Source organism: Magnetovibrio sp., assembly GCF_036568125.1.
In the GTDB taxonomy this organism is placed as follows: Bacteria; Pseudomonadota; Alphaproteobacteria; order Rhodospirillales; family Magnetovibrionaceae; genus Magnetovibrio.
Genome location: NZ_DATCTF010000011.1, coordinates 1 through 23,845 on the forward strand (window position 1 = coordinate 1; position 23,845 = coordinate 23,845).

Sequence of the window (23,845 nt, forward strand, 5' to 3'; positions counted from 1 at the left end):
ATAGCCGAGCTTCACTTCGGTGATCGAGGTCACGCCGTTCTTCGCGCACTTCTCGACTTCGCTCTTCTTGATACGGCGAGAGGCGTTGGTGATGTCGGGGTGTTCGTCGCCGGCGCCGGCGCAGAACAATTTCAAACCGCCGCCGGAGCCGGTCGACTCGACAACGGGGGTCTTGAAGCTGCTGGTCTTGCCGAACTGTTCGGCGACAGCGGTGGAAAACGGAAACACCGTCGACGAACCGACGATGCGGATCTGGTCGCGGGCCTGGGCGGCGCCGGCAACAAATACACCGGCAATCGCGGCAACCGTAAGGGTCTTCTTGAACATCGCGTTCAAACTCCTAATTAAGGGCTTTCAAATTCTCAAACACGGCAAAACGCCGTTTCGCGAGCAAGCTAGAGCCCTGGCGAGTCCCTTTTATGACTGTTGTGTTACAAGTATGTGACACCCAACAAATCTAGGATTTGTGCGGACTTCAGCAGTCCTAAATGGGCAGTTGAACGCGAAACTCAGAGCCTTTGCCCTGTTCGCTCGTCACAATCAGGCGGCCGCGGTGGCGATTGACGATGTGTTTGACGATCGCCAGCCCCAGTCCGGTGCCGCCCATCGAGCGCGAACGCCCTTTGTCGACACGGTAAAAGCGCTCGGTCAGGCGCGGAATGTGTTCGGCTTCGATACCATCACCTTGGTCCGCGACGGCAATTTCGACCCCCGGGGTCTTGGTTTCGACCAGTTCGTCCAAAAGGCGCGCCTTGATGCGCACTGTACTGCGCGGCGCACCGTATTTGATGGCGTTGTCGACGAGATTTTGGAACACCTCACGCAGTTCGTCCTCATCGCCCAAGACCTCAGGCAGGTCAGCCGGTAGATCGACATCGAGGACCACTTCCTTTTGCTCGGCCTTGATGTGCACCGAATCCACGACGCCGGAAATGAGCGCGGAAAGCGACGTGCGCGCTGTCGGGCGAATGTGTTCGTTGACTTCGATTCGCGACAAAGACAGCAAATCGTCGATCAGCCGCGCCATGCGTCCGGCTTCACCGTTCATAATGTTCAAGAACCGTTCTTGCGCCGCGGGATCGTCTTTGGCCGAGGTCTGCAGCGTTTCGATAAAACCGCTCAACGCCGACAGCGGCGAGCGCAACTCGTGGCTGACGTTGGCGACAAAATCGGCACGCATGGTTTCTGCATTTTTAAGTGCCGTCACTTCGTGCAGCGCCACCACGGCGCGCACCGACAGGGCCTCGCTGCGCGGCACGCCCATGACTTGCAACTGATAACTTCTGCGCACCGGCGTTTCGAACACCACGTCGGCTTCGGCGCGCGACGCATTTCCGGCAACCGTTTTCTGCAAGGCCTCCTGAGCGGCAGGTTGGCGCAGACTCAAAATGATGTCGCGGCCATGCATGCCGCGGCCCAACAACTCGTCCGCCGCACGATTGGCGGCAAGCACGCGACGGCGCTTGTCCAAAAGCATCACCGGATCGGGCAAGGCATCCAAAATAACCGATGCCAACGTGGTGTCGACCTTGGTCACCGTTTCGGGAAAGGCCTGCGCCTGCTTCAACCCGGCCCACGCCGCGCCCATTGCGATCACGCCTGCACTCATCAAGGCCTCGCTGGCGGTGACGCTTTTGTCGATGGCAAACGCCGCCAAAACCGTAAAGCCCGGTATCAACGCCAACAACGGCGCAAATGAAAAATCAGCAGGGGGAAACCGGCGCATTGATTAAAAACTCGCTTTCACACGACCGTTACATTGTCGTCAGCATACTGGTCCATGTCACATCGTGCCAATGCTTTGCACACCTGTAACGTTCTTTAACAAATAGCGATGTAGGCAATGGATAGCACGGGTTAGCGGTAGGTCTGCACGTTCACTTGGTGTAGGTTAGGCCCGAACAGCAGGTTATTTATCATACTTTTATCCGTGCAGGAAAGTTCATCGTGATGGGACACATTATCCCGAACAAGGATTGTCTGTGCCGCCCAAATTTGGCGGAAGAGGCATGCCAGCTTTTAAGTGATCTGGCCAACACGGAACGTCTGATGATCGTCGCCTTGCTTCACGAGGTGGGTGAAATGCACGTCAACGACATGGTCGCGAAATTGGGTGCAAACCGCGCCAGCCTGTCGCGACAATTGGGCCGCTTGCGTGAACAATCCATCGTCACCACGCGGCGCAAACACAACCGCATCTATTACGCCCTCAGCCACGGCAAAGCCGCCGCACTCATCAAGACCATCGGAAATATCGTCAGGTAAAGCCCATGTCAGACGATACCTTTACATCGTGTACCGGTCCTTACACCCGCATTCCCCTTGCCCGCCCGGACCTCAAACCGATCCAAATTCTGCTTGAGGGGCTGGCAGCCGCCAACGCCACCTTTACGGTGCGCGCCCGCCCGTCCGGCAATGGCGGCACCGACGATTTCGAATTGCATGTCGATCTGCGAGATCCCAAGGCCGCCGACACGGTGTGGGATGTGCGCGCGGCGAAGTTTCTCGGTCCCAAACGGTTTTTCGGTCGCGGACATATCTATGAAATCGCGGTGCGCAAGCGAAATGCCGATAATGCGGTGGTGTGGGAAGGCTACAGATTCGATGTAAAATTCAAGACCTTAGCCACGCGTTTTCCCCACGACTGGCAAGGCCTTGTCGATAGCGAACCGACGGACGATTGGCTGCCCGCCGACCGCGCGCAAGCGGAACGCATTCGTCTGTGTACCGGCGGCTAATCGTTGCGCATTCAAGATGCCCCGTTCCGGTAACATTCTTTCGCCGCGACGGGATTAAATATACAGCCCAATCAACAACTTAATATCATGCTACTACACCGCGCCCTTTTGAGGGAAACTTTGTTTTGTGCGCCCCACCTCTTTTGATCTAATATTTTTTCGGTTATGCGACTTACAGCGATCCAACATATAAAATCAGACCCGAAAAGGGGGGTATCATAACAATGGACGGATGTGCCGCGCTCGAATGCGGAGAAATCAAAGAAGCCTGCCAGGAAATGGCCTGTACGCAGCTTCTCGAATACCTCATCAAAGATAAGTTTGCCGGAAAAATTGCCGTTACCGCGTCGCTACGCGCGCGTTCGGTGATCGTCCAGCACATGCTGTCCGAAATCGACCCCAACATTCCGATCATCTATTGCAATGCCGGCAAGGTGTTCCCCGAAAGTGAAGAATACAAGCGCGACATCATCCAGCGCTTTGGCTTCACCAACGTTTTGGACCCCATCGGCGAAGATGAGACCCTGGTGCGTCCCGGCGACCTCGACCATATCGAATGGGTCAAAGCCCAATATGATCGCAACCACGGCGCCACCCAGGAAGCCATGCATCTGAACAAGACCTTGGCGAACTACGACTGTTGGATCAGCGCGGTCTACCATTACGACCAAGACAGCACCGTGCGCTCGCGGGTCGAACGCGAAGGCTTGTTGGTGCGCGTCAACCCGATCCTCGATTGGGATGCGGAACGCGTTCAGGAATTCATGGAGCAGTTCGACCTGCCCTACCACAAGCTAGCCAAGGTTCAGTTGAACATGGACGAAAAGCACGGCGATGGCACCGATGTGATGACCTTTGCGTTCTAAGACGCATCTTATCTCAAACGGAAGCGGCCCCTGGTTCGACCAGAGGGCCGTTTTTTGTGCGCTTATGCTTCGAAGCTGTCGGGAAGATGGGCCCGCACGTCTTGCCATGTCGCAGCACCGTTCAACAGATCGACCACCTGGGTCAAAGGCGTTGCCCAGATTTCGCGGGCATTGACTTCGCCGTCCCCTTTTCCGTCCCAGGGCAATCGTTCGCGGGGCGGCGTGAATTCGGCTTGAACGCCGTCCTTGTTGCCACGCGCATCGAGCCTGTACCAACCGATCTGCGGCAGATGCACGACGTTCAACCCATGTATGAGGTAGCCGCCGCTGCGCCGGCGCAAGCGCTGATAGGTCAGTCCCGCAGGCACCCCGTTGGCGCGCAGCAATGCTGCCAACAGGTGGCTTTTGGCGAAGCAAAAACCGGTTCTGTGCGCCAGCACGTCGGACGCCTTACAGGTTACCGGGCCGCGTTCGAAATCCACGCTGTGCTGAATTTCATCGCGCACCCATTCGAAGCAAGCTTTCGCGATGGCTTCATCGCTGAAAAGACCATGAGCCAGCAGCGCGGCGCGGTCTTGAACCAGCGGATGGCCACAATCGATAACCGGACAAGCGGCGAGAAACGGATCGTACTTCGCCACGTCCAAGGGCTTGGGATGCGGTCGGACGAAGGGCTGTGAAGTTGCCTGTAAGGTCATATCGCTCATCTCGAAAAAGGCTGTCGGTCATCTGACGACGGCAAACAACCACATTTCCGTGACAAGCGTATGAATCCGGTCACAAAACCAGTTCCGTCGTCAAGGCGACCCGACTTGGCTTTAGGCGCCATCCACCGCGTGCAGGCTGGTCTCAAACGCGCCCGTGTCCGGGTTCCAGCGGTGCAGCTCGAAGAGCGGCTTATCGCGGATCGCCGGGTCGAAGTCGCCCAAACGGTTGTCGGGAACCAACGATGGCGTGATCGTCGCCACGCACGTCGGCAGATCAACCCGATAACTGCGATGCATGTGCCCACAGAACATATGCACCACCTGTTTATGCTGCGTAATCAGATCCAAAAACGCATCCGCCAACAACTGGTCATTGAACTGGAACGGATATTTCGATGTGGTGACTTCGAACGGCGGGTGGTGCATGTAGAGTGCCGTTGGCTTGTTCGGCTCGGCTTTAAGCATGGCGTCCAACGCATCGAGGCGTTCCGAACAGGTCGTGCCGATGTTTTCGCCCCTGTTCTGGGTGTCCATGGCGATCATACGCACGGGATATTGATCGACGCTGTAGATCAGGAACTTGCCAATGGTGCTTGCGCTGCCCAAGTCGCCCAAACCGGCCACCAGGTTGTCCGCCTTATCGCGGTTGCCCAGCGCGAAGTAAACGGGGACGTCCAAAACGCTCATGATGGCTTTGACGGTTGCGTAGTATTCCGGTTCGCCGCCGTGGGTCACGTCGCCGGTATGGATGATCAAGTCCGGTTTTTCCGCCATCAGGTTGATGTGCTTCACGAACGCCGTCAGCGCCTGAATCCGTGCATTCGATTGCGGCAGATCCGGATCGTCGTGGGTGGTGATGTGCGTGTCGGAAATATGGGCGATCAGCATATGTGGTGTTCCTTAGGCGCGGTCTTTTTCATTCGGCGAGGTGCGGTGTATCTATATCCAGGACTGGGCGGAAGCCACGGGCTGCCTGGAATATTACGATTGCTTCATATATAGTCTGATTCCAATCTTGAGACCACTTCAAACACGGGCCTATTTCATGACCGATTCCGTACTCGATTTGACCGCCCGCCTGATGAAGTTCCGCGACGACCGCGACTGGCGGCAGTTTCACAGTCTTAAGGACCTAATCGTGTCCGCCGGCATCGAAACGGGGGAGCTGCTTGAACTGATCCAATGGAAGGACACCCAGGCGGTCGAAGACGCCGTCACCGATCCGGATTTCCGCGAGCGGCTTGGTGAAGAGGTCTCCGACGTGTTCCTCTACCTGCTTTTGATCGCCGAACGCGCCGGAATCGATCTGGTCGAAGAGGCACACCGCAAGATCGACCAAAACGACGCCAAATACCCCGTCGACAAGGCTCGCGGCAACGCGAAGAAATACACGGAATTATAAGAATATTATTGAACCCAGCCGTCCCACTGCCGACATACTATTATAACTTATTATTTTACAACGGTGCCCAGACGAACGACAGGGGGATGGGAAAGATAAGTCATGCATGACAAGAATGACGAGGCCATGCGGCATCCGTTGATTGTTGATTTCGTTGATTTGGTCGATTCATCGACAACCGATGGCATACCGACATTCTCGCTGATTGAAACCCGCCCATTTATTAAATTCTGGAAGCATTTCATCATCCATAAATGGATCGAGGGTCAGCAAGATTTTCTAACCGTATTTTACGGGTCTCATATCTGCGAAATTTATCAACGCGACTGCACCGGCTTGTTGATGTCCGAAATGGGTTTCGGCGAAGCCTTGAACTCGGTCAAGGCCATGAACAAAGAAGCTCTCGATTCAAAAAAGAGAATTTACGCCACCAATTCTCTTTATTGGAAGGACGAGAAACACAAAGTGTTCCATCAAGTCAAAATGCCATTGAGGCGCAACCACGATATCAATGAAGTTCTGGTCTGCATGACGTTTGACTAGGCGGTTAGCGTCAACCACAACATAATCTTTGCGATGTTTTCAACTTCACCGCCAAGACGCGGGGATATTGCCCATGAAGTGGTTTCGAAAAAATTAGCGTGTCCGCAATGGGCGAACATCGAAATCGTGCCTTTCGATTTTCCACATACGGTTCCAAACAAACAAAGGGGAGAGGTTGCCCCTCTCCCCTTTGCATGCAAAGCCTTATGAAGCTTACTTCAAGCCTGCATAGTAAGCCTGCAGAACCTTGACCACTTCCGGACGCGAGAATTCGGGCGGAATGTCGACGCCCGCGCTGAGCATCTCGCGCTGCTTGGTGCCGGAAATCGACACGTGGTGTTCCTTGTCATGCGGGCAGGTCTTGGCGGTCGCCATACCCATGCACTTGCCGCAATAGAAGGTGATGTCGATCTTCAGCGGCTGGGTTTCCAGCGCGCCGTCCCACAGCTTGTCGAAGATGTGCTGGGCATCGAACGGGCCGTAGTAATCGCCAACGCCGGCGTGATCGCGACCGACGATGAGGTGCGAGCAGCCATAGTTCTGACGGATCAACGCGTGGAACAAAGCTTCGCGCGGACCGGCGTAACGCATTTCGATCGGATAGCCCGCCTGAATGACGGTGCCCGGAACGAAATAGTTGTCGATCATCGCCTGGATCGCCTTGGTGCGCGTTTCGGCGGGGATGTCGCCCGGCTTCAACTTGCCGAGTACCTGGTGAATGTAGACGCCGTCGGTGACTTCGACCGCGATCTTCGCCAAGTGTTCGTGGCTACGGTGCATCGGGTTGCGGGTTTGGAACGCCGCGACCTTGGACCAACCCTTGTCGGCGAATGCCGCACGCGCTTCGGCGGGGCGCTGGTACAAGTCGCCGAACAGGCTCGGGAATTCACCTTCGTCGATGACGCTGATGGGACCGGCCAGACAGACGTCCTTTTGTTCGTTGACCTTTTGCACGCCGGGATGTTCGCCGTCCGTGGTGGTGTAGACGTGCTGAGCTTCGAAAGCCTTGTCGTCGGCGGACATGGCGAACTTTTCGTTGACCGTCATGATCGCCATGACGGTGCCGCTTTCGGCGTCGTACAGCGCCACTTCCTCGCCGTCGCTGATGCTGTCGGCCAGCGCTTGATCGGCGGAAAGCGTGATGGGAATCGGCCAGAACAAACCGTTCTTCAGTTTCATGTCGGCGCAGACGCCATGCCAGTCGTCACGTCCCATGAACCCGTCCAACGGCGTGTAGGCACCCATGGAAAACATCAAAACGTCAGACATTTCCTTGCTGGACATCGGAACTTGCTTGAGTTTCTTGGCGCGTTCGATTTCGTCGGCACGCTCCGTTTCCGGTGCCAGCAACGGTTTCAGACCTTCCCCCCCGTGGGGCTCAACCAAATGAGACATTTTTTTTCCTTCTATCTCGGCTTCAGGCGAGGCGATCCCTGGCCTGAATGTGTGTCACGAACGTTTTACATATTTACGCAATTTTATTGAAGTTTATTTTTTTATTACGAATTAAATATGTAAATGAAGACGTAATCGCTATGGAGCGGCCAGCACGGCAGCGCTTGAAACGACACCATTTTGACGGTGACAGATCCGCTCGATGGACCCTTGGCGGCAACACGTGTGATGCACTTCGCCCCTCTCTATTCTAGATTGGCTCTAAGCCACATAATTGCGTCTAAATGCTTTGTAGCAAAACATTCGCGACTTTTGCCATCGAAAATTATAAAAAGTGAATATATCACGATGCTGATATGGGTTTGGGTGTAGCCATACTGCCCATCAATCATCATGACCACGGATATAGAGACCGAACGCATAATGAGCATTCGCCCCCCCTACGGCTTTGTTTCGAAAGGGCCTGCGGTCCGACCCACCAAGTATCGGAATTGAATGCAAAGCCGTTCTCCTGGCTGGCGGAGCTTCGCCGGAGGCACGGCGACTGTCGAAGACATAAAACCGGCTATGAGCTCGTTCACCGCGAAAAAGAACCAAGCCCGGTCGGTTCCATGACCAATCTCAACCGATAATTCTCAAAATTCGGCATTGAAGCGACCATCTCTGTGTCCCTTATTAGCAATATGCAAAAAGGGAAAGGTTCATTTTGCAAAAATAACATGCCCCCAAACCGCCCCCCTCAACAGGACTCTGCATTATCAAAGGGTTAGAAACCCCGCCTCCTGGCATGGCCTTTGCTTTGATATGTTTACCATCCGAAACAAATCAAAGCAGAGAGACCCAACCATGAACACTCAAGAAACCGACATCATTGACCAAGGTGCGCGCATTGCCGCTGTGTACAGCCACATCGATGAAACCTCGTCGAACTGCCGGGCTTTTGACATCATGTTGGCGGCGGATGCCTTGATTTACGCCCTGGATCGCGGGCGCGGATTGGAACGCGACAACCTCCAGGTTTCGGCCCTGCTCAAACAAGTCGAAGAATTCCGTCATACCTTGGCGGAAATCTGACCCGCCTTCTACTCCACCGCCCTAAAGAGCATCTGACGACACCACATGAAGGAGACGCATCATGGCCTTTCGCGTCGGCATCCGCATGAAAACCACCTCGCCCATCAGCGAGCTTGAAAAAATCTTGGAAACACGCTGCCAAGGCGAGTGGGATGTCGAACTCGACACCGTAAATGCGAAACAGCGTCAAAAGACCGTGGCCATCTATTTTGAAACCCACCGAGACCGCGACGCTTTCTTATCTGCCTGCGCGCTATAATCTTATCAGGACGATTGAAGTTACCTCGGAAAGGCCTTCGCCGTTTATCCGGTTTTGTCGTTCATCTATGAATTCCGCCCCCTAACTTGGTCCGATGCGTATCATCAGCGAACCATCCGCGCCCAAAGCCAATGGTGACACGTTCACGCCGACACCGGACGAAACGTAGGATGGTCGCTCCCCCCCCTCAGGTGTAAAAACGGCATCGTCCAGCGTAGGTGTCGATGGATTCCCATCAACGACCCGTGCAATGGGGCGACCGGAATGCGCACCTTCGTTACCCGCCAAATCAATTTCCATGACCAGCATGCCCGATGCGGGAATAGCCTGATCGGTTTGCCCAACTTGGCGATTCTCAATCAATACAAAGCGGCTTTTTGACAGGGGAATGCGGATCGCCAAAAATCCCTTTCCGCTGGCCAAGGGGTTCAGTGTTATGTCACGCGTTTCACCAGGGTGAACCGTAGCGATCTGACTGTCGTCGATCCATCCCAGCTGGTGACGGATGAAGACCGACGGCATCGGCGGCGGCATTCGAAGCTCAACAAAATGTTGGCTCATAATATCCCAAGGGCCGACATGAATGGCATACAGCGCAGGATGAGGCTTGGCTTTGGGTGGCGCACTCTGTAAGTCGAAATCGTAAAGATCGGGAACCGCTCTCAGGCCATTGGTCGAACCGCCCAGGGCGTGCAAGAGATCGTGAACAACGTGACCGACATGCGCATTTTCGGCCGACACGACCCCGGCCCCGGAAAACACGCCACCACCCGTGAGGTGAACGGTTTTCAGTTCGGGGCCTTCTCGGTAAAAGTTGGACAACATGCCCGGATTGATGGCGTAGGCGATCATGCCGTAGCCAACTCCGAAATTTGTGTTTACCCCCACCACAATCCAGATCACCTTAAAATTATCTAGATCGTGACGGGCGCGCGCAACGCCGAGCGCATCGGCAACCAGCTTTGTGACGCGCCGCTTATCGACACTGTAATTGTGTGGGCTGACCGCATACGCGCTCAACGGATCGGGCAAATCTACCCAGTCAGCAATCGTGGTTTCCAACCACGCCTTACCATAGGACGCGACCTGGATGTATCGGTCGATGCGTTTTGATTTGTCGAGAATATCCGCAAGGCTCTTTCCCGGAGCCGTTCCGGGAAAGCGCACAGGCACCACCAAAACGGATTGGGCTCCGGACACAAGCACCGGTTCGCCAACCCCAGCCAGGGTGCTTGTTGGCGCAAATAAAAACATTCCCAACAGAGCTGGAATGATCATCCACACGAAGCGTCGGAAAACCTTGACCAACGCATACTGATTTGGGTTTTGCAGCATCGTCATCTAGGCACCTACTTTACTGTGAATCATAGCAGTGCCCGCCTTTCCAGAAAATCTCAAAACGGTTTTGCGACGGGACTATGGCCAGTTTCATTTGGCTACCCCTCTGAAAAGGCGTAAAATTATCAGACGGAGGGAACGGCCATGAACAAACAACTCTCCAAAAACGTCGAACTCAAATTCCTTGGCGCGGCGGGTACGGTTACCGGGTCGTGCTATCTCGTCACCCATCCAGGTGGTAAATTTCTGGTCGATTGCGGGCTGTTTCAAGGCTCGAAATCGCTGCGTGAGTTGAACTACGGCAACTTCACCTTCCTGCCCAAAGAAATCGATTTCGTGGTGCTGACCCATGCCCACGTCGACCATTCGGGACTGGTGCCCAAGCTGGTCAAAATGGGCTTCGAGGGCCCGGTCTACGCCACCCGCGGCACCCGCGATCTGCTCACCTACATGCTACCCGACAGCGGCTACATCCACGAGACCGAAGTCAAGCGCGTCAACCGGCGCAATCAACGTCGCGGTCTGCCGACCATCGAACCCGTCTACACCAAGGTCCAGGCCGAAATGGCACTGGACAGCATTGTCATCCGGCCCTTTGACGAATGGTTCGAAGCTTCGCCGGGGGTACGGGTGCGGCTGTGGAACGCCGGACACATCTTGGGCTCGGCTTCGGTCGAAGTTGAGATCGATACAGAAGAACGGCCGCTGAAGGTCCTCTTTTCCGGCGATATCGGTCCGCAGGAAAAATCCTTCCAAGAGGTCCCGGAAAGCCCTTCCGGTCTCGACTATCTATTCGTCGAGAGCACCTATGGCGATCGCGACCGCATCGATCTTACCTTGGAAGCGCGGCGAGAAGTTTTGAAGCGCGAAATTCTCGACGGCCTCAACGCGGGCGGCAACGTCTTGATCCCCGCGTTCGCGGTCGAACGCACCCAGGAACTCCTTTACGACATCGGGCTGTTGCTCAAGGACAAGGAACTGCCGCCGGTGTCGGTCTACCTCGACAGTCCGCTGGCGATCCGCGCCACAGAGGTGTTCGAAGGTCACGCAGAAGACCTCAACGATATCGAGGGGCGTGGCGGCCTGTTTCGCAATCCACGCTTTGAATTCATCAACCGCGCCGAAGACAGCATGGCGCTGGACCGCATCGCATCGGGCGCGATCATCATCGCCGCCAGTGGCATGTGCGACGCCGGCCGCATCCGCTATCACCTCAAGGCCAATCTGTGGCGACCGCAGGCCACCGTCTTGTTCGTCGGCTATCAGGTGCCCGGCAGTTTAGGCGCGATGCTGTTGGAGGGTAAAAAACTGGTGCGTATCCACGGCCAGGAAGTCGCAGTGCGCGCGCGCATCCGCATGATCGACCACTATTCGGCCCACGCCGATCAACAAGAGTTGGTAAAATGGGCATGCGATCGCATGCCGGTCAAGCGCGGCATTTTCCTCACCCATGGCGACGACCCGGCCTTGGCAACGTTGCGCGATCATCTGATCGCACACGGTTGCGAGGCGGCGCGGGTCTTCATTCCCCGTCTGGATGAGACCTTCGTGCTGAGCCTGAAAGGCAAGATCAATCACAGCGTGGTCAAGGCCCGCATCGAGCAATCAGAACTTTACAGCCGCGATTGGCACAACGACTATGCGTCGTTCCTGGTTAGCCTATCGGAAAAACTGCGCGACCAAGAAAGCGACCACATGCGCCATCGTGCGCTCAACAAGTTGCGCGATGTATTGGAGAAAATCGAAGTCGAAGGCCGCTAACTCAGTCGCGCGCTTCGACCTTCAGCACCACGCCGTCGACGGCGACGACTTCGACCTTGGCGCCTTGGGGCATGTCTTCGCCCGCGACTTTCCAGGTGCTGTCGTCGACCTTGATTTTGCCGAACCCACCGACGATGGGTTCCGACAGGGTGAAGTGGCGACCGACATATTGTTCGCCACGACGGTTGAGCTTGGGGTGATCCGATTGCAGTGGATGGCGTTTAAGATACGTCCGCCCCAGCACCACGCTGAGCACCGACAAGACCGCAAAGATGATCAGCAGCCATTCGAACGCCAGGTCGGGCGAGGCCCAGGCCACCCCACCGGTGATGATCGCGGCGATGCCGATCCACATAAACACCACGCCGGGCACCGCCATCTCGAGCGCAATCAAAATCACGCCCGCAATCAGCCAATGCCAAAAGGTGATTTCATCGAAAAACGTCACAGACATATCGAGTTGCCTTTCCGTCGGCCGCGGCGGGCTGATCAATACACTAGCGTACAGGGGGAACACTGCCGCCCCCACTGTCGCCGCCGCTGTCCTTGCCGCCGCCGAACGCGCCCTTGCCCAGCTCTGCGATGCCCGCCAGCGAGCTGAGGATGCCGGTGGCCTCCATCGGCATGAATAGAACCTTTTGATTGCGCGCCGATGCGATGTCCTTCAAGGCTTCGACATATTTCTGCGCGACGAAGTAATTGATGGCTTGCACGTCACCGCTGGCGATGGCGTCGGAAACCACCGCAGTAGCCTTGGCTTCAGCTTCGGCTTCGCGTTCACGGGCCTCGGCGTCGCGGTAGGCGGCTTCGCGACGGCCTTCGGCTTCCAAGATGGCGGACTGTTTTTCACCTTCGGCGCGCAAGATCGCGGACTGGCGCGAACCTTCGGCTTCCAAAATTTGTGCACGTTTTTCGCGTTCCGCCTTCATCTGACGGGCCATGGAATCGACCAGATCGCGCGGCGGCGAGATGTCCTTGATTTCGATGCGCGTCACTTTCACGCCCCAAGGCGAAGTGGCCTCGTCAACCACCATCAACAGTTTTGCGTTGATGTTGTCACGTTGGGACAATAGCTCGTCCAAGTCCATTGACCCCATCACGGTACGGATGTTGGTCATGGTCAGGTTCAAGATCGCGCGTTGCAGATCGCTGACTTCGTACGCCGCCGATGCGGCATCGAGAATTTGATAAAACACCACGCCATCGACCGTTACCATGGCGTTGTCCTTGGTGATGACTTCCTGGCTGGGTACGTCGAGGACCTGTTCCATCATATTCAGCTCGGCGCCGATACGATCCACCACCGGCATGATGATGTGCAGCCCCGGCTTCAGCGTCGCGGTATAACGACCGAAACGTTCCACCGTGTACTCCATGCCCTGGGGCACCACCTTGACGCCCATGAACACCATCGCCAGCGCAAACAGCAGCAGCGCGCCCGCAAATCCAGCAAATCCAGCGAGTTCCATGCTAATCCCCTAAGATCTCATCAACCTTTGATACTTAGACTATGGCGTAAGAATGGAAAATCGCGCAAGGCTTTCCTATGTGTTGGGGAATTCGTCATATCCGGGTAACATGATTTAAATCCTTTAATCGATTAAGGTTTTTCGTTTTATGGCAGAGATGAACGCCAATATGGGCAAGGCCGCATGGCCTAAAACGCCGGATGGCACCACGGACTGGGAAGTCGTCTTCGAAGACCCGCAGTCGGGCTTCGTTCAACTGATCGCACAATCGCCATCGGCTGAAACCCTACGTCTCACCACCACCGTCGTCATCGACAAGCTGTTCACCCGCCGGGGCGACGAAACGGAAGTCACGCGGCTCAAAAATCAGCTGGAATCGATCCTCGCCGAACCCGTCGACATCGCCGCGAAGCAAAAAGGCGTCAGCGGCCTGTTGCGCCAGATTAAAGACGCCCGTATCGAAAAAGCCCGCGTCTATGTCGAACGCAAGCGCGCCGGCGCGGCCATCGACCGTCGTGCCGGCTTGCTGTGGAAAATCGACTTTCTGCTCAAACCCAAGGTTCTGTTGCCGGTCGGGATCACCTTCATCTTATTACTATCGGGGATCGTGTACGCCTTGTTGCAATCGACCATCGGACCGTCGCGCCCCGCGCAGCTTGCCCAGGCCCCTGCCGCCGTCAGCGAGCCCGAGACAGCCCCCACCCCGGAACCGCAAGCACCGAAACCCGAAGAACCCGCAAAAGTTCAAGACGCTCAACCGGACACTGTGGCACCAAGTCAGCCCGCGCCGGAAGTCGTGCCGGAAGAACCGGGGCCGATCCATATATGGCTGAAAACCATGCGCTGGCCTTTGACGTCGCACAGCACGAAAGACCGTCCTCAATATTACGCGGTGATTTTGACCGTCGAAGATTGGGACACCAAGGTCGCCGTATGCCGACGCGTCGCCAATGTGATGGACAAGCTCTATCAGGGTTTCAATCGGGTTCTGCCGCAAGACCGCAATGCGACCGATACTGAATTGGGCGAATTTGAACGCATCGCACCCAATATCCTCAATCAAATATTTAAAATGGATTTGATCAAATCGGTCGACATCTTGCGTTACGGCGAGGCCGGTTTCAACGTCGCCAATCGGGCGCCATACTGTAAGTCACCCGAAAAAGGCAAACGCAGGGACGATCCGCCCCCTGAATAAACGGGGGGCTAGACCGTCAAGGCCTGAGACGGTTTATCGACTTCATCCTCAACGGCGAAATAACCATCGGCCCTGGCCATCGGCACGGTGAAGGAAAAACGCGCCCCCACACCTGCGGGGTTGTCATCCACCCATATTTGGCCACCGAGGAACGTGACGATCTGCCGACAGATCGCCAAACCCAACCCCGTGCCACGGGGCATTTTGTCGTTGCCTTGATTGAACTGGTGGAATTTCTCGAACACCTCGGCCTTCTTTTCGTCCGGCACGCCTTCGCCATTGTCGCTGACGCTGATACACAGTTGTCCATTGCGCACCTTTGCCGTCACGCCCACGTAACCGCCAGGGTGGCGGCAGAACTTGACTGCGTTGGAAAGTAGGTTCACCAGAACCTGAACCAGTTGATCGTGGTCGGCCTTGATCATCGGCATACCTGCCGGCAATTCGACCTTCAAAGTGACGCCTCGTTCGTGCATCAGCGCCGACATGGTGGCCACCGCCGCTTCGATAACGGGGCGGGAATCGATGTTGGCCAGCGCCCAGTCCATTTGACCGGATTCCATTTTCGCCAAATCCAGGATTTGATCGATCAGGCGGGTCAGGCGCTCGCTTTCTTTGCGGATCACCATCAAAAACCGTGAGCTTTCCTCTTCCGTAATATCGGGCGTTTCCGACAGAATTTCCGAAAACGCACGGATCGAGGTCAGGGGCGTGCGCAGCTCATGGGAAATGGTGTTGAGGAAATCGTCCTTGAGCGAGTCCAGTTCCTTGAGGCGTTCGTTGGCCGCTTGCAACTGGGTGGTGGTGTCTTCCAATTCCCGCGATTTGGTTTCCAGCATGCGCGAGTACTGAATGGCTTGGGAGGTCTCGTCCAAAATCTTGTACATCTCATCAAGACTGACGATGCCGCCCTTGACCACCGATCCAATCATCACGCGCGCCGTGGCCGAGCCCACCGCACCGGCAAGCATTTTTTCCGCGCGGTCCAGCCATGCCGTATCGGCGGCCTGACTGGGGCGCAACGGCACGCCCAATTCCATGGCAAAAACCTGAAATGCTTTTTCGGCGCGGTCGTCGCCGACGAAACGGCCGACCAGATCGCGCAAGTCGCCAATCGATGCGGTGCCCTGGAGAAAACGGGAATCCTTGAGGCCTTCGGTATAGAGAAACACATCCACGAAGACCGCGCCCTGAATACGTTCGATGGTGCTTTGCCGGGTCAACAGCGACACCACCACATAGACGCCGACATTGGCCAGCATGCTCCAGAACAGAGCGTGCGACAGATTGTCGAACCCTTCCAATCCGAACAGGGCGTACGGTTTCAAGAACGTCAGACCGAAGGGGCCGTAATCGATAAAGCTGATGGGCAACCACCCCGATTGCGCAAATGACGGCAACAGCAAGGTGTAAGCCCACACCCCAAAACCCAAGGCCAGACCGGTCATGGCGCCTTTCAGCGACGCGCCTTTCCAAAAAATCCCGCCGATGATTGCCGGGGCGAACTGGGCGGCGGCGGCAAACGACACCAAACCGATGGTCACCAGAGAATACGATCCCGACGCAAGACGAAAATAGCCATAACCCAGGATCAAAATCGCAATGATCGATGCGCGGCGCGTCAGCAGCAAAAGACCGGTCAGATCGCGACGTTTGCCCAAATCGACCCACCGCCAGTTGACCAGCATCGGCACCACGATGTTGTTACACACCATGGTGCTGAGCGCGATGGCGGCGACGATCACCATCGATGTGGCGGCGGACAGCCCACCGATAAACGCCAACAACGCCAGTGCGCCTTGTCCGTAAAAAATCGGCACGGTGAGCATGTACATATCGGCATCCACGCCACCGTGGGAAAACGCCATGCGTCCACTGATGGCGATCGGCAAAACGAAGATATTGATCGCCAAAAGATACAGCGGGAACAGCCACACGGCGGTGCGCAGATGGTTCTCATCGGTGTTTTCGACCGCCGTGATGTAGAACTGGCGCGGCAAGCAGATGATCGCCAACATCGACAGCAAAATCATCGTTACCCAGGTGGCGTAATCGCCGGTGGGATTGATGGTGAACAGATGCTGCAATTCGGCCTCTGTTGCCTTGGCGAACAAATCGGCGAACCCGCCATAAACGCCGAAGGTGACGAAGAAGCCCACCGCCAAGAACGCGAACAGCTTGACGATGGATTCAAACGCAATTGCGGCAACGATGCCTTCGTGATGTTCACTGGCGTCGATGTGGCGGGTGCCGAACAGGATCGAGAAAATCGCCAGCGCCAAGGCAATCAGGAACGTTGAATCCAGGCCGTACTGCCCCAGAACCGGGCTAATTGCGCTGCTCTCGCCCGATGAATTGGTGATGATTTCAAAGCTGGTGGCGATGGATTTGAGTTGCAGCGAAATGTACGGCGTGGTGCCGATCACCGCGATCAACGCCACCAGCCCGCCCAGGCGCGAGCTCTTGCCATAACGCGACGAAATAAAGTCGGCGATTGAGGTGATGCGGTTGAGCTTGCAGATGCGCACGATCTTCACCCACACCACCGACCACACCACGAACACCAGCGTCGGGCCAAGATAGATCGGCAAAAAATCCAACCCAGAGCGGGCCGCCAATCCGACCGATCCATAAAACGTCCACGAGGTGCAGAACACCGCAATCGACAGCGTATAGATATATGGGTTTTGCGTCAGGCTGCGGCCCTGTTCGGCGCGTTTGTCACCAAAATACGCAATGGCGAACAGCGTGCCCAGATAGGCGATCGAGACAATGGCGATCAGACCACCTTGCATGATCTATCCCCGCTCCGTTTCTTTACCGACCGATTGCGCTGTATCCACGATTGTATCGCGCGGGTTCTGGTCTGTAACAACAAGCGTATCGCCGCGTAAGGGTATGGGGCGCGCACCCAGCCAGATGCCGAATATGATCAGCCCCCACATGCCGAACATGACCAAATACGCAAGCGGCACCCCCAACACCACGTAAGGCTTGTCGAATATACTGACAAGTGGAGGGAAGAAGAACAACACGCCGAACACAAACATCGTCAGCGACCATTCCTGTTTGCGCCCGGAGCGTTTCATCGGGTTCGCCTTTGTCTATGGAATATGGCGTCAGGGCACCTGGGGGCATCCATCGATGCCCAGCATGGCGTTGACCCGTTCGCAAACTTCACGTGTTGAATAGGGTTTGGTGATGTAATCGTCCGCACCCAACGACAATGCCCGTTCTTTATCCGATTCCCGGCTTTTGGCACTCAGAACCAAGATCTTCACCCCCGCCCAATCGGGGTTGGCACGCACCGCTTCGCAGACCGACAGTCCATCACGCTTGGGCAGCATGATATCGAGCAGCACCACGTCGGGTGTTTTTTCTTTCATTGCGAGCAAAGCAGCTTCGCCGTCCTCGGCGATGCGTACCTCGTGCCCAGAGCGTTTCATGATGAATTGAAGCGATAGGACGATGTTCGGCTCGTCTTCCACCACCAGCACCGAATAGGTCATGGCGCTTTCGTCTCCCCTAACCAGCGGGCCAATCCACTGTACAGGCATCCTAGCCATTCACATGCAAAATGTCATCTTTGTCTTCACACCATGCCCCCCAAACGCAACAAGGCCCCGGACGTGCCGGGGCCTTGTGCTATCTGACGAACAAGGGGGTAGGAGTGATGAGCGCCCAGTCCCCGCCTGTGCGGATGTGGACTTTAGATCGCCAGATATTCGTCTCTGAGTTCTTTGTTATCGAGGACTTCCTGTGCAAGGCCGTTAAACACGACTTCGCCCATGTCCAAAATGATTGCGCGGTCCGCCAAGTGCAGTGCGGCGATGGCGTTTTGCTCGACGATAATGGTGGTGATACCGAGCTTTTTGACGCCTTCGAGGATGCTCTCGATTTCGTGCACGATCACCGGGGCCAAGCCTTCATAGGGCTCGTCCAACAACAGCAGCTTGATGTCGCGGGCCAAGGCGCGGGCCACCGCCAGCATCTGCTGTTCGCCGCCCGACAACGTCACGCCTTCTTGATTGCGGCGTTCGGCCAATCGGGGAAAGTGTTCGTAAATGCGTTCCAACGACCAGCCGATGGGCGGAGCAATCTGCGACAGAACAAGATTTTCTTCAACCGTCAAACCGGAAATGATGCGCCGATCTTCAGGCACCAATCCAACGCCAAGACGCGCGGCCTGCCACGCCTGCATGGTATGCAGCGGCTGGTGGTCCAGCCAGATTTCACCATGACGCAATTCCGGATTGTCCATGCGCGCAATGGTGCGCAGGGTCGACGTCTTGCCCGCGCCGTTTCGGCCGAGCAGCGCGACGATTTCGCCTTCGTGGATATCAAAGCTGACGCCTTGCACGATGTAGCTTTCGCCGTAATACGAGTGCATGTCCCAGGCCGAGAAAAACGCCGTGGCCGCACCTTCGTTGACGGGCTTTTCCGCGGTCGGCTTGGTGCCCACGTTGCCCAAATCGATGCCGAGAGATTGATCGTTCATAGGTGCGCTCCACCAAGATATGCTTCTTGAACCTTCGGGTTGCCGCGAACTTCGTCGGGGGTGCCGTCGGCGATGATCGCGCCTTGCGCCAAAACCGAAATGTGATCGGCCAAACTGAACACCACGTGCATGTCGTGTTCGATGATCACTTTGGTCATGCCGCGGCTTTTGATGCGCTTGAGAATGTCGATGGTGCGGTTGGTATCGTGACGCGCCATACCGGCGGTGGGTTCGTCCAACAGCAGCAGCTTGGGATGCTGGATCAGGCACATGGCCAGTTCCAACCGCCGCTTGTCGCCACGCGACATGCTCGCCGAGAGATCATGCATCTGGTTTTCCAGACCCAAGTCCTCAAGGACGTGCTTGGCTTCGTCGACGAGTTCCTTTTCGTCGGCCAACGCTTTGAAAGCATTGAACCGGAACTCGCCGTCGCGCTTGGCCAAAGCCGGGATGATGACGTTTTGCAGCAGCGTCAACTCGGGAAAGATTTCCGGAGTTTGAAACACGCGCACAACGCCCAACTGATTGATTTCGTAAGGTGTTTTACCCGTAAGATTGACGTCGCCGAACTTGACCGATCCGGAATCAGGAGCCAGCAGTCCGACGCAAACGTTCAACAGCGTCGATTTGCCTGCACCGTTGGGACCGATAATGGCGTGGGTCTTGCCTTCTTCGATCTTCAAGTTGATGTCGCTGAGCGCCTGCAGACCGCCGAAGGTCTTTTGCACGCCGGAGACGTTCAGAACGATATTTTCCACGTTGTCCATCTCCTTAGCCCTCGCTCGGCCTGGTTTTGACCTTCGGTCCCGCATCGTCGGCAGACTTCGAACGGTCCTTCTTGATCCACGCCAGGGTGCGGCTGAATCCTTCCATGATTCCGCCGGGCAGGAAGATCACGACCACCATGAACAGTGCGCCCAAGGTCAGGTGCCAGCCCTCGCCAACGAAAGGATTGACGATGAACACCATGATCTTTTCCAGGAAGTCCGGAAGAAAACTGAAAATCTGATGCAAAACTTGTTCGTTGTAGGACGAGAAAATGTTCTCGAAGTACTTGATCAAGCCCGCGCCGAGCAACGGCCCGATCAGCGTGCCGACACCGCCCAAGATGGTCATCAAAACGACCTCGCCCGATGCCGTCCACTGCATGCGTTCGGCGCCAGCCAGGGGATCGGTGACTGCCATCAACGACCCTGCCAAGCCCGCGTACATGCCTGAGATGACAAACGCCACCAACAGATACGGGCGCGGATTGAAGCCGGTATAGTTCATGCGCTTTTGGTTGGATTTGATCGCCGCCAACTTGAGGCCGAACGGAGAGCGGAAGATGCGCAAGGAAATGTAGAACCCGATGATCAGCAACACTGCGCAGAAATAGAAGCCCGGATAGCCGCTCAACTTCATGCCGAACAGTTCCGTCGAGGGCAAACCGGTGCCCACCGCGGCGGCGTCAAGGATGCGCGGATCGTTTTGCGTCAACTGCAAACCCGTTTCACCGTTGGTGATCGGCGTGAGCACCGAATACGCCATGTTGTAAGACATCTGCGCAAACGCCAACGTCAGGATCGAGAAATAAATCCCTGACCGGCGCAGGCTGATGAAACCGATCAACACCGCGAAGACGCCGGCGATCAAGGTGCCGAACACAATCGCGGGAATGACGTTCATCGTCAGCAGCTTGAACGACCACACCGCGGCGTAGGAACCGACCCCCAAAAACGCGGCGTGACCGAACGACAGATAGCCCGTCAATCCGAACAGAATGTTGAAGCCGATGGCGAAGATGCCGAAGATTGCGAACTTCTGCAAAAGGTCAGGGTATGCTGCACCGATCGGCGACAACCAAATCGGCATGGTCAGCACCGCCACCGTGAAGACGGCCATGAGCAGAAGGTCTTTGCGTGTACTGTGAATGCTCATATCTTAGCTCTCCATCACGCCTTTGCGACCCATCAGACCACGCGGACGGACCAAGAGAATAACCACGGCGACCAGATAGATGATGATTTGGTCGATGCCGGGAATGAGTTCTTTGATTTCGTTCATCGATGAGAACGATTGTAAAATGCCAAGCATGAAGCCCGCCGCGACGGCGCCGGGCAGAGAGCCCATGCCGCCGACCACGACCACCACGAACGACAGAACCAAGAAGTCCATGCCCATGTGGTAATCCGGAGGCAGAACCGGCGTGTACATCACGCCCGCCAAACCTGCGACCACGGCCGCCAAGGCGAACACGATGGTGAAACGACGCTGAATGTTGATGCCCAACAGCCCAACGGTGTCGCGATCGGCCATGCCGGCACGCACCACCATGCCGTAGGTGGTGTATTGCAAGAATGCAAACACGCCGCCGATCACGACCATGGCAAAGGCGAAATAGATCAGCCGCCACCACGGATAGACCAGCGTATCGCTGAGCCCCAGCATGGCACCGACATTGGCACTGCCCGAAACAAAATCGGGCGCGGCTTGTGGAATTGGGTTAGCGCCAAAGAAATGGCGGATGATTTCCTGGATCACGATCGCCAGGCCAAACGTAACGAGAATCTGTTCCGCATGGCTGCGCTTGTAAAAGAAGCGGATCAAACCGCGTTCCATCGCAATGCCAATGACCACCATGATCGGGATCGCCAGCAAGATGGACAGCGGCACGGAATACTCGATGATCTTTGTGCCGGTATCGCCCCACCAGATTTCCAGATAGGGGGTCTCTTTGTACGCTTCGAAAAACGTGATGCTCTCATCGCGAACGCGCTGAGAAATCGTCAGGATTTTTTGCAGCGATACCGCACAAAACGCACCCAGCATGAACAACGCGCCGTGCGCGAAGTTCACGATGCCGAGCGTACCGAATGCAAGTGTCAGGCCCAGGGCGATCAGCGCATACGCTCCGCCTTTATCCAAGCCATTGAGAATCTGTAGAACGATAGCGTCCATGATAAACCAACCGCCTCTTCAGCGTGTAGAATTTCTATTTTTCAGAAGCCCGGCGCGCCGCCAATTTTTTATTGTTTTTGGGGCGATGATGCCGACCGCCGGTGCGGTCGGCATCACACGTCGCCTGTTGTGGCTTAGACCTCGTACGGGCCCAACTCACCGCCAAAGATTTTGGCGTCGTACTCGACCTGAGCACGCGGCACTTCTTTGACGACCTTGAGAAGGTCGAACTGAGACGTCGGGTTTTCGTTACCACGCACGACCAGAACGTCCTTGAAGCACTGGTGATCTTCGGCGCGGTACAAGGTCGCACCGTTGCCCATGCCGTCGAACTCGAAGCCTTCCAAGGCCTTGATCACCTGAACCGGGTTGAAGGTTCCGGCCATTTCGCAAGCGTTTGCATAGAGCAGCGCCTGAACGTAGCAGGTGTGCGCAGCCATCGACGGCGGTGCACCGTATTCGGCGCCGAAGGACTTAACGAAAGCCTGCGAGCCGGCGTCCTGCAAGGACCAGTTCCAGTTGGTGGTGCCCAAGATGCCTTTGATGTTTTCGCCCGCACCCTGCGCCATCAGACGCGAGAACAGCGGAACGATGATTTCAAAGTTCTTGCCGTTGACCTGCTTGTCGCGCAGACCGAACTGCACGGCCTGGGTCAGCGAGTTGATCATGTCCTTACCGTAGTGGTTCAGGATCAACACGTCGGCGCCGGAGTTCAGAACCGGGGTGATGTACTGCGAGAAGTCGCCAGCACCAACCGGGGTGCGAACCGTGTTGACGGTTTCCCAACCCAATCCTTCGGTGGTGTTTTTGATCGATTCTTCCTGCGTCCAGCCCCAGGTGTAGTCGGCGGTCAGGTGATAGGCGCGACGCTGCGTGCCGTACTCTTCCTTCAGCACCGGGCCGAGCGCGGCGCCCGACATGTAAGCGTTGAAGAAGTGACGGAAGCCATAACGCTTCTTGTCTTTACCCGTGGTGTCGTTGGAGTGGGTCAAGCCGGCCATGAAGATGGTGCCCATTTCTTGGCACAGGCCCTGAACGGCGACAGCCACACCCGACGAAGAACCGCCGGTGACCATCAACACGCCATCTTTTTCGATCATGCGCTTGGCCGATGCGCGCGCGGCGTCGGACTTGGTCTGCGTATCGCCGGTCACGTATTCGACTTTTTTGCCCAAAACGCCGTTGCCCTTGAGCGACAGCGGCTTCATGGTGTTGAGCATACCGCCGTCGCCTTCACCGTTGAGGTGCTTGACGGCCAGTTTGTAAGCGCGCAGTTCGTCAGCGCCTTCGTCGGCATACGGGCCGGACTGCGGCACGTTGAAACCGAACTTGACGCTTTTGGCGCTGCCCGGATCGTTGCGGAAGGCGTGAGCCTGGCTGGCAAAAATAGCAGGTGAGGCAAGAACCACACCGGTCGCCGCGCCGGCTTTCAACACACCGCGACGAGAAACGCCTCCGGATTTACCCCGAGATTGATCAGACATGTTTTAACTCCCTGATTGTTATGTCTCCGCCCCCGGCCCAATCCGGGGAGTACGGCTGTGACATTTCGAAGGAAGGCCTTGGGGAGGTCCGTCTTTTTTCTTTTCGCCCGAAATCCCTCTGTCACAGTGACGGTTAAGAATTTTCATCAAAGACTGTTGGAAGTCGACAACAT

General features: G+C 56.2%; 25 protein-coding genes. 9 read left to right on the forward strand and 16 right to left on the reverse strand.

Features of this window, described 5'->3' with window-relative positions; genetic code table 11:
* A partial coding sequence (locus VIN96_RS08375) for a substrate-binding domain-containing protein (protein WP_331895384.1) occupies positions 1-327 on the reverse strand: 327 nt, incomplete at its 3' end.
* Positions 328-484: 157 nt separating this feature from the next.
* Entirely contained in the window at positions 485-1,726 is a 1,242-nt protein-coding gene (locus VIN96_RS08380) for an ATP-binding protein (protein WP_331895386.1), read from the reverse strand.
* 224 nt (positions 1,727-1,950) lie between these two features.
* On the opposite strand from VIN96_RS08380, the gene VIN96_RS08385 reads away from it, so the two are divergent.
* The 3 genes from VIN96_RS08385 (at position 1,951) to VIN96_RS08395 (ending at position 3,604) form a co-directional block, all read left to right on the forward strand.
* Positions 1,951-2,265: a metalloregulator ArsR/SmtB family transcription factor gene (locus tag VIN96_RS08385; RefSeq protein WP_331895388.1), complete on the forward strand. Its 315-nt coding sequence runs from the start codon at positions 1,951-1,953 to the stop codon at positions 2,263-2,265.
* Positions 2,266-2,270: 5 nt separating this feature from the next.
* Entirely contained in the window at positions 2,271-2,738 is a 468-nt protein-coding gene (locus tag VIN96_RS08390; protein WP_331895390.1) for a hypothetical protein, read from the forward strand.
* Positions 2,739-2,962: 224 nt separating this feature from the next.
* Positions 2,963-3,604, forward strand: a complete 642-nt coding sequence (locus tag VIN96_RS08395; protein WP_331895392.1) for a phosphoadenosine phosphosulfate reductase family protein — start codon at positions 2,963-2,965, stop codon at positions 3,602-3,604.
* A 62-nt stretch (positions 3,605-3,666) separates the two neighbouring features.
* Here VIN96_RS08395 and VIN96_RS08400 read toward each other — a convergent pair whose 3' ends face one another.
* Positions 3,667-4,302, reverse strand: coding sequence for a transglutaminase family protein (locus tag VIN96_RS08400; protein WP_331895394.1), 636 nt, complete (start codon positions 4,300-4,302; stop codon positions 3,667-3,669).
* A 120-nt stretch (positions 4,303-4,422) separates the two neighbouring features.
* Positions 4,423-5,199: a metallophosphoesterase family protein gene (locus tag VIN96_RS08405; protein WP_331895396.1), complete on the reverse strand. Its 777-nt coding sequence runs from the start codon at positions 5,197-5,199 to the stop codon at positions 4,423-4,425.
* Positions 5,200-5,356: 157 nt separating this feature from the next.
* Here VIN96_RS08405 and VIN96_RS08410 point away from each other — a divergent pair, with 157 nt between their 5' ends.
* Positions 5,357-5,713, forward strand: a complete 357-nt coding sequence (locus tag VIN96_RS08410; protein WP_331895398.1) for a nucleotide pyrophosphohydrolase — start codon at positions 5,357-5,359, stop codon at positions 5,711-5,713.
* Between the two features lie 102 nt (positions 5,714-5,815).
* The gene (locus VIN96_RS08415) at positions 5,816-6,256 is read left to right on the forward strand and encodes a hypothetical protein (RefSeq protein WP_331895400.1); all 441 of its coding nucleotides are present in this window, start codon (positions 5,816-5,818) and stop codon (positions 6,254-6,256) included.
* 213 nt (positions 6,257-6,469) lie between these two features.
* Here the strand turns inward: VIN96_RS08415 and sat are convergent, their stop codons facing one another.
* On the reverse strand, positions 6,470-7,651 hold the full coding sequence (sat, locus tag VIN96_RS08420) for a sulfate adenylyltransferase (protein ID WP_331895402.1): 1,182 nt from the start codon (positions 7,649-7,651) through the stop codon (positions 6,470-6,472).
* 846 nt (positions 7,652-8,497) lie between these two features.
* Between sat and VIN96_RS08425 the strand changes: the two genes are divergently transcribed.
* Positions 8,498-8,725, forward strand: a complete 228-nt coding sequence (locus VIN96_RS08425) for a hypothetical protein (RefSeq protein WP_331895404.1) — start codon at positions 8,498-8,500, stop codon at positions 8,723-8,725.
* Positions 8,726-8,786: 61 nt separating this feature from the next.
* Positions 8,787-8,984, forward strand: coding sequence for a hypothetical protein (locus VIN96_RS08430; RefSeq protein ID WP_331895405.1), 198 nt, complete (start codon positions 8,787-8,789; stop codon positions 8,982-8,984).
* Between the two features lie 81 nt (positions 8,985-9,065).
* Here VIN96_RS08430 and VIN96_RS08435 read toward each other — a convergent pair whose 3' ends face one another.
* A complete protein-coding gene (locus VIN96_RS08435) occupies positions 9,066-10,325 on the reverse strand; it encodes a hypothetical protein (protein ID WP_331895406.1) in 1,260 nt (419 codons plus the stop codon).
* Between the two features lie 141 nt (positions 10,326-10,466).
* Here VIN96_RS08435 and VIN96_RS08440 point away from each other — a divergent pair, with 141 nt between their 5' ends.
* The gene (locus VIN96_RS08440) at positions 10,467-12,083 is read left to right on the forward strand and encodes an MBL fold metallo-hydrolase (protein ID WP_331895407.1); all 1,617 of its coding nucleotides are present in this window, start codon (positions 10,467-10,469) and stop codon (positions 12,081-12,083) included.
* Position 12,084: 1 nt separating this feature from the next.
* Here VIN96_RS08440 and VIN96_RS08445 read toward each other — a convergent pair whose 3' ends face one another.
* Entirely contained in the window at positions 12,085-12,537 is a 453-nt protein-coding gene (locus VIN96_RS08445) for an NfeD family protein (protein ID WP_331895408.1), read from the reverse strand.
* 43 nt (positions 12,538-12,580) lie between these two features.
* A complete protein-coding gene (locus VIN96_RS08450) occupies positions 12,581-13,552 on the reverse strand; it encodes an SPFH domain-containing protein (protein WP_331895409.1) in 972 nt (323 codons plus the stop codon).
* 148 nt (positions 13,553-13,700) lie between these two features.
* Here VIN96_RS08450 and VIN96_RS08455 point away from each other — a divergent pair, with 148 nt between their 5' ends.
* Positions 13,701-14,750, forward strand: a complete 1,050-nt coding sequence (locus VIN96_RS08455) for a hypothetical protein (RefSeq protein WP_331895410.1) — start codon at positions 13,701-13,703, stop codon at positions 14,748-14,750.
* Between the two features lie 8 nt (positions 14,751-14,758).
* Here VIN96_RS08455 and VIN96_RS08460 read toward each other — a convergent pair whose 3' ends face one another.
* The 8 genes from VIN96_RS08460 to VIN96_RS08495 all read right to left on the reverse strand — a co-directional run bounded on the left by VIN96_RS08460 (position 14,759) and on the right by VIN96_RS08495 (position 23,672).
* Positions 14,759-17,545 (reverse strand): sensor histidine kinase, encoded by a 2,787-nt coding sequence (locus VIN96_RS08460; protein ID WP_331895411.1) that lies wholly within the window; start codon positions 17,543-17,545, stop codon positions 14,759-14,761.
* A gap of 3 nt (positions 17,546-17,548) precedes the next feature.
* Complete coding sequence (locus VIN96_RS08465; protein ID WP_331895413.1) at positions 17,549-17,839, reverse strand: hypothetical protein; 291 nt, start codon at positions 17,837-17,839, stop codon at positions 17,549-17,551.
* 30 nt (positions 17,840-17,869) lie between these two features.
* Positions 17,870-18,259, reverse strand: coding sequence for a response regulator transcription factor (locus tag VIN96_RS08470; protein WP_331895415.1), 390 nt, complete (start codon positions 18,257-18,259; stop codon positions 17,870-17,872).
* Between the two features lie 200 nt (positions 18,260-18,459).
* Positions 18,460-19,248: an ABC transporter ATP-binding protein gene (locus tag VIN96_RS08475; protein WP_331895417.1), complete on the reverse strand. Its 789-nt coding sequence runs from the start codon at positions 19,246-19,248 to the stop codon at positions 18,460-18,462.
* Complete coding sequence (locus tag VIN96_RS08480) at positions 19,245-20,006, reverse strand: ABC transporter ATP-binding protein (RefSeq protein WP_331895418.1); 762 nt, start codon at positions 20,004-20,006, stop codon at positions 19,245-19,247. The genes VIN96_RS08475 and VIN96_RS08480 overlap by 4 nt, the downstream gene beginning before the upstream one ends.
* 13 nt (positions 20,007-20,019) lie before the next feature.
* Positions 20,020-21,168, reverse strand: coding sequence for a branched-chain amino acid ABC transporter permease (locus VIN96_RS08485; protein WP_331895419.1), 1,149 nt, complete (start codon positions 21,166-21,168; stop codon positions 20,020-20,022).
* A gap of 3 nt (positions 21,169-21,171) precedes the next feature.
* Positions 21,172-22,188, reverse strand: coding sequence for a branched-chain amino acid ABC transporter permease (locus VIN96_RS08490; protein ID WP_331895420.1), 1,017 nt, complete (start codon positions 22,186-22,188; stop codon positions 21,172-21,174).
* A gap of 134 nt (positions 22,189-22,322) precedes the next feature.
* Entirely contained in the window at positions 22,323-23,672 is a 1,350-nt protein-coding gene (locus VIN96_RS08495; protein WP_331895421.1) for a substrate-binding protein, read from the reverse strand.
* Between the last annotated feature and the right edge of the window lie 173 nt (positions 23,673-23,845).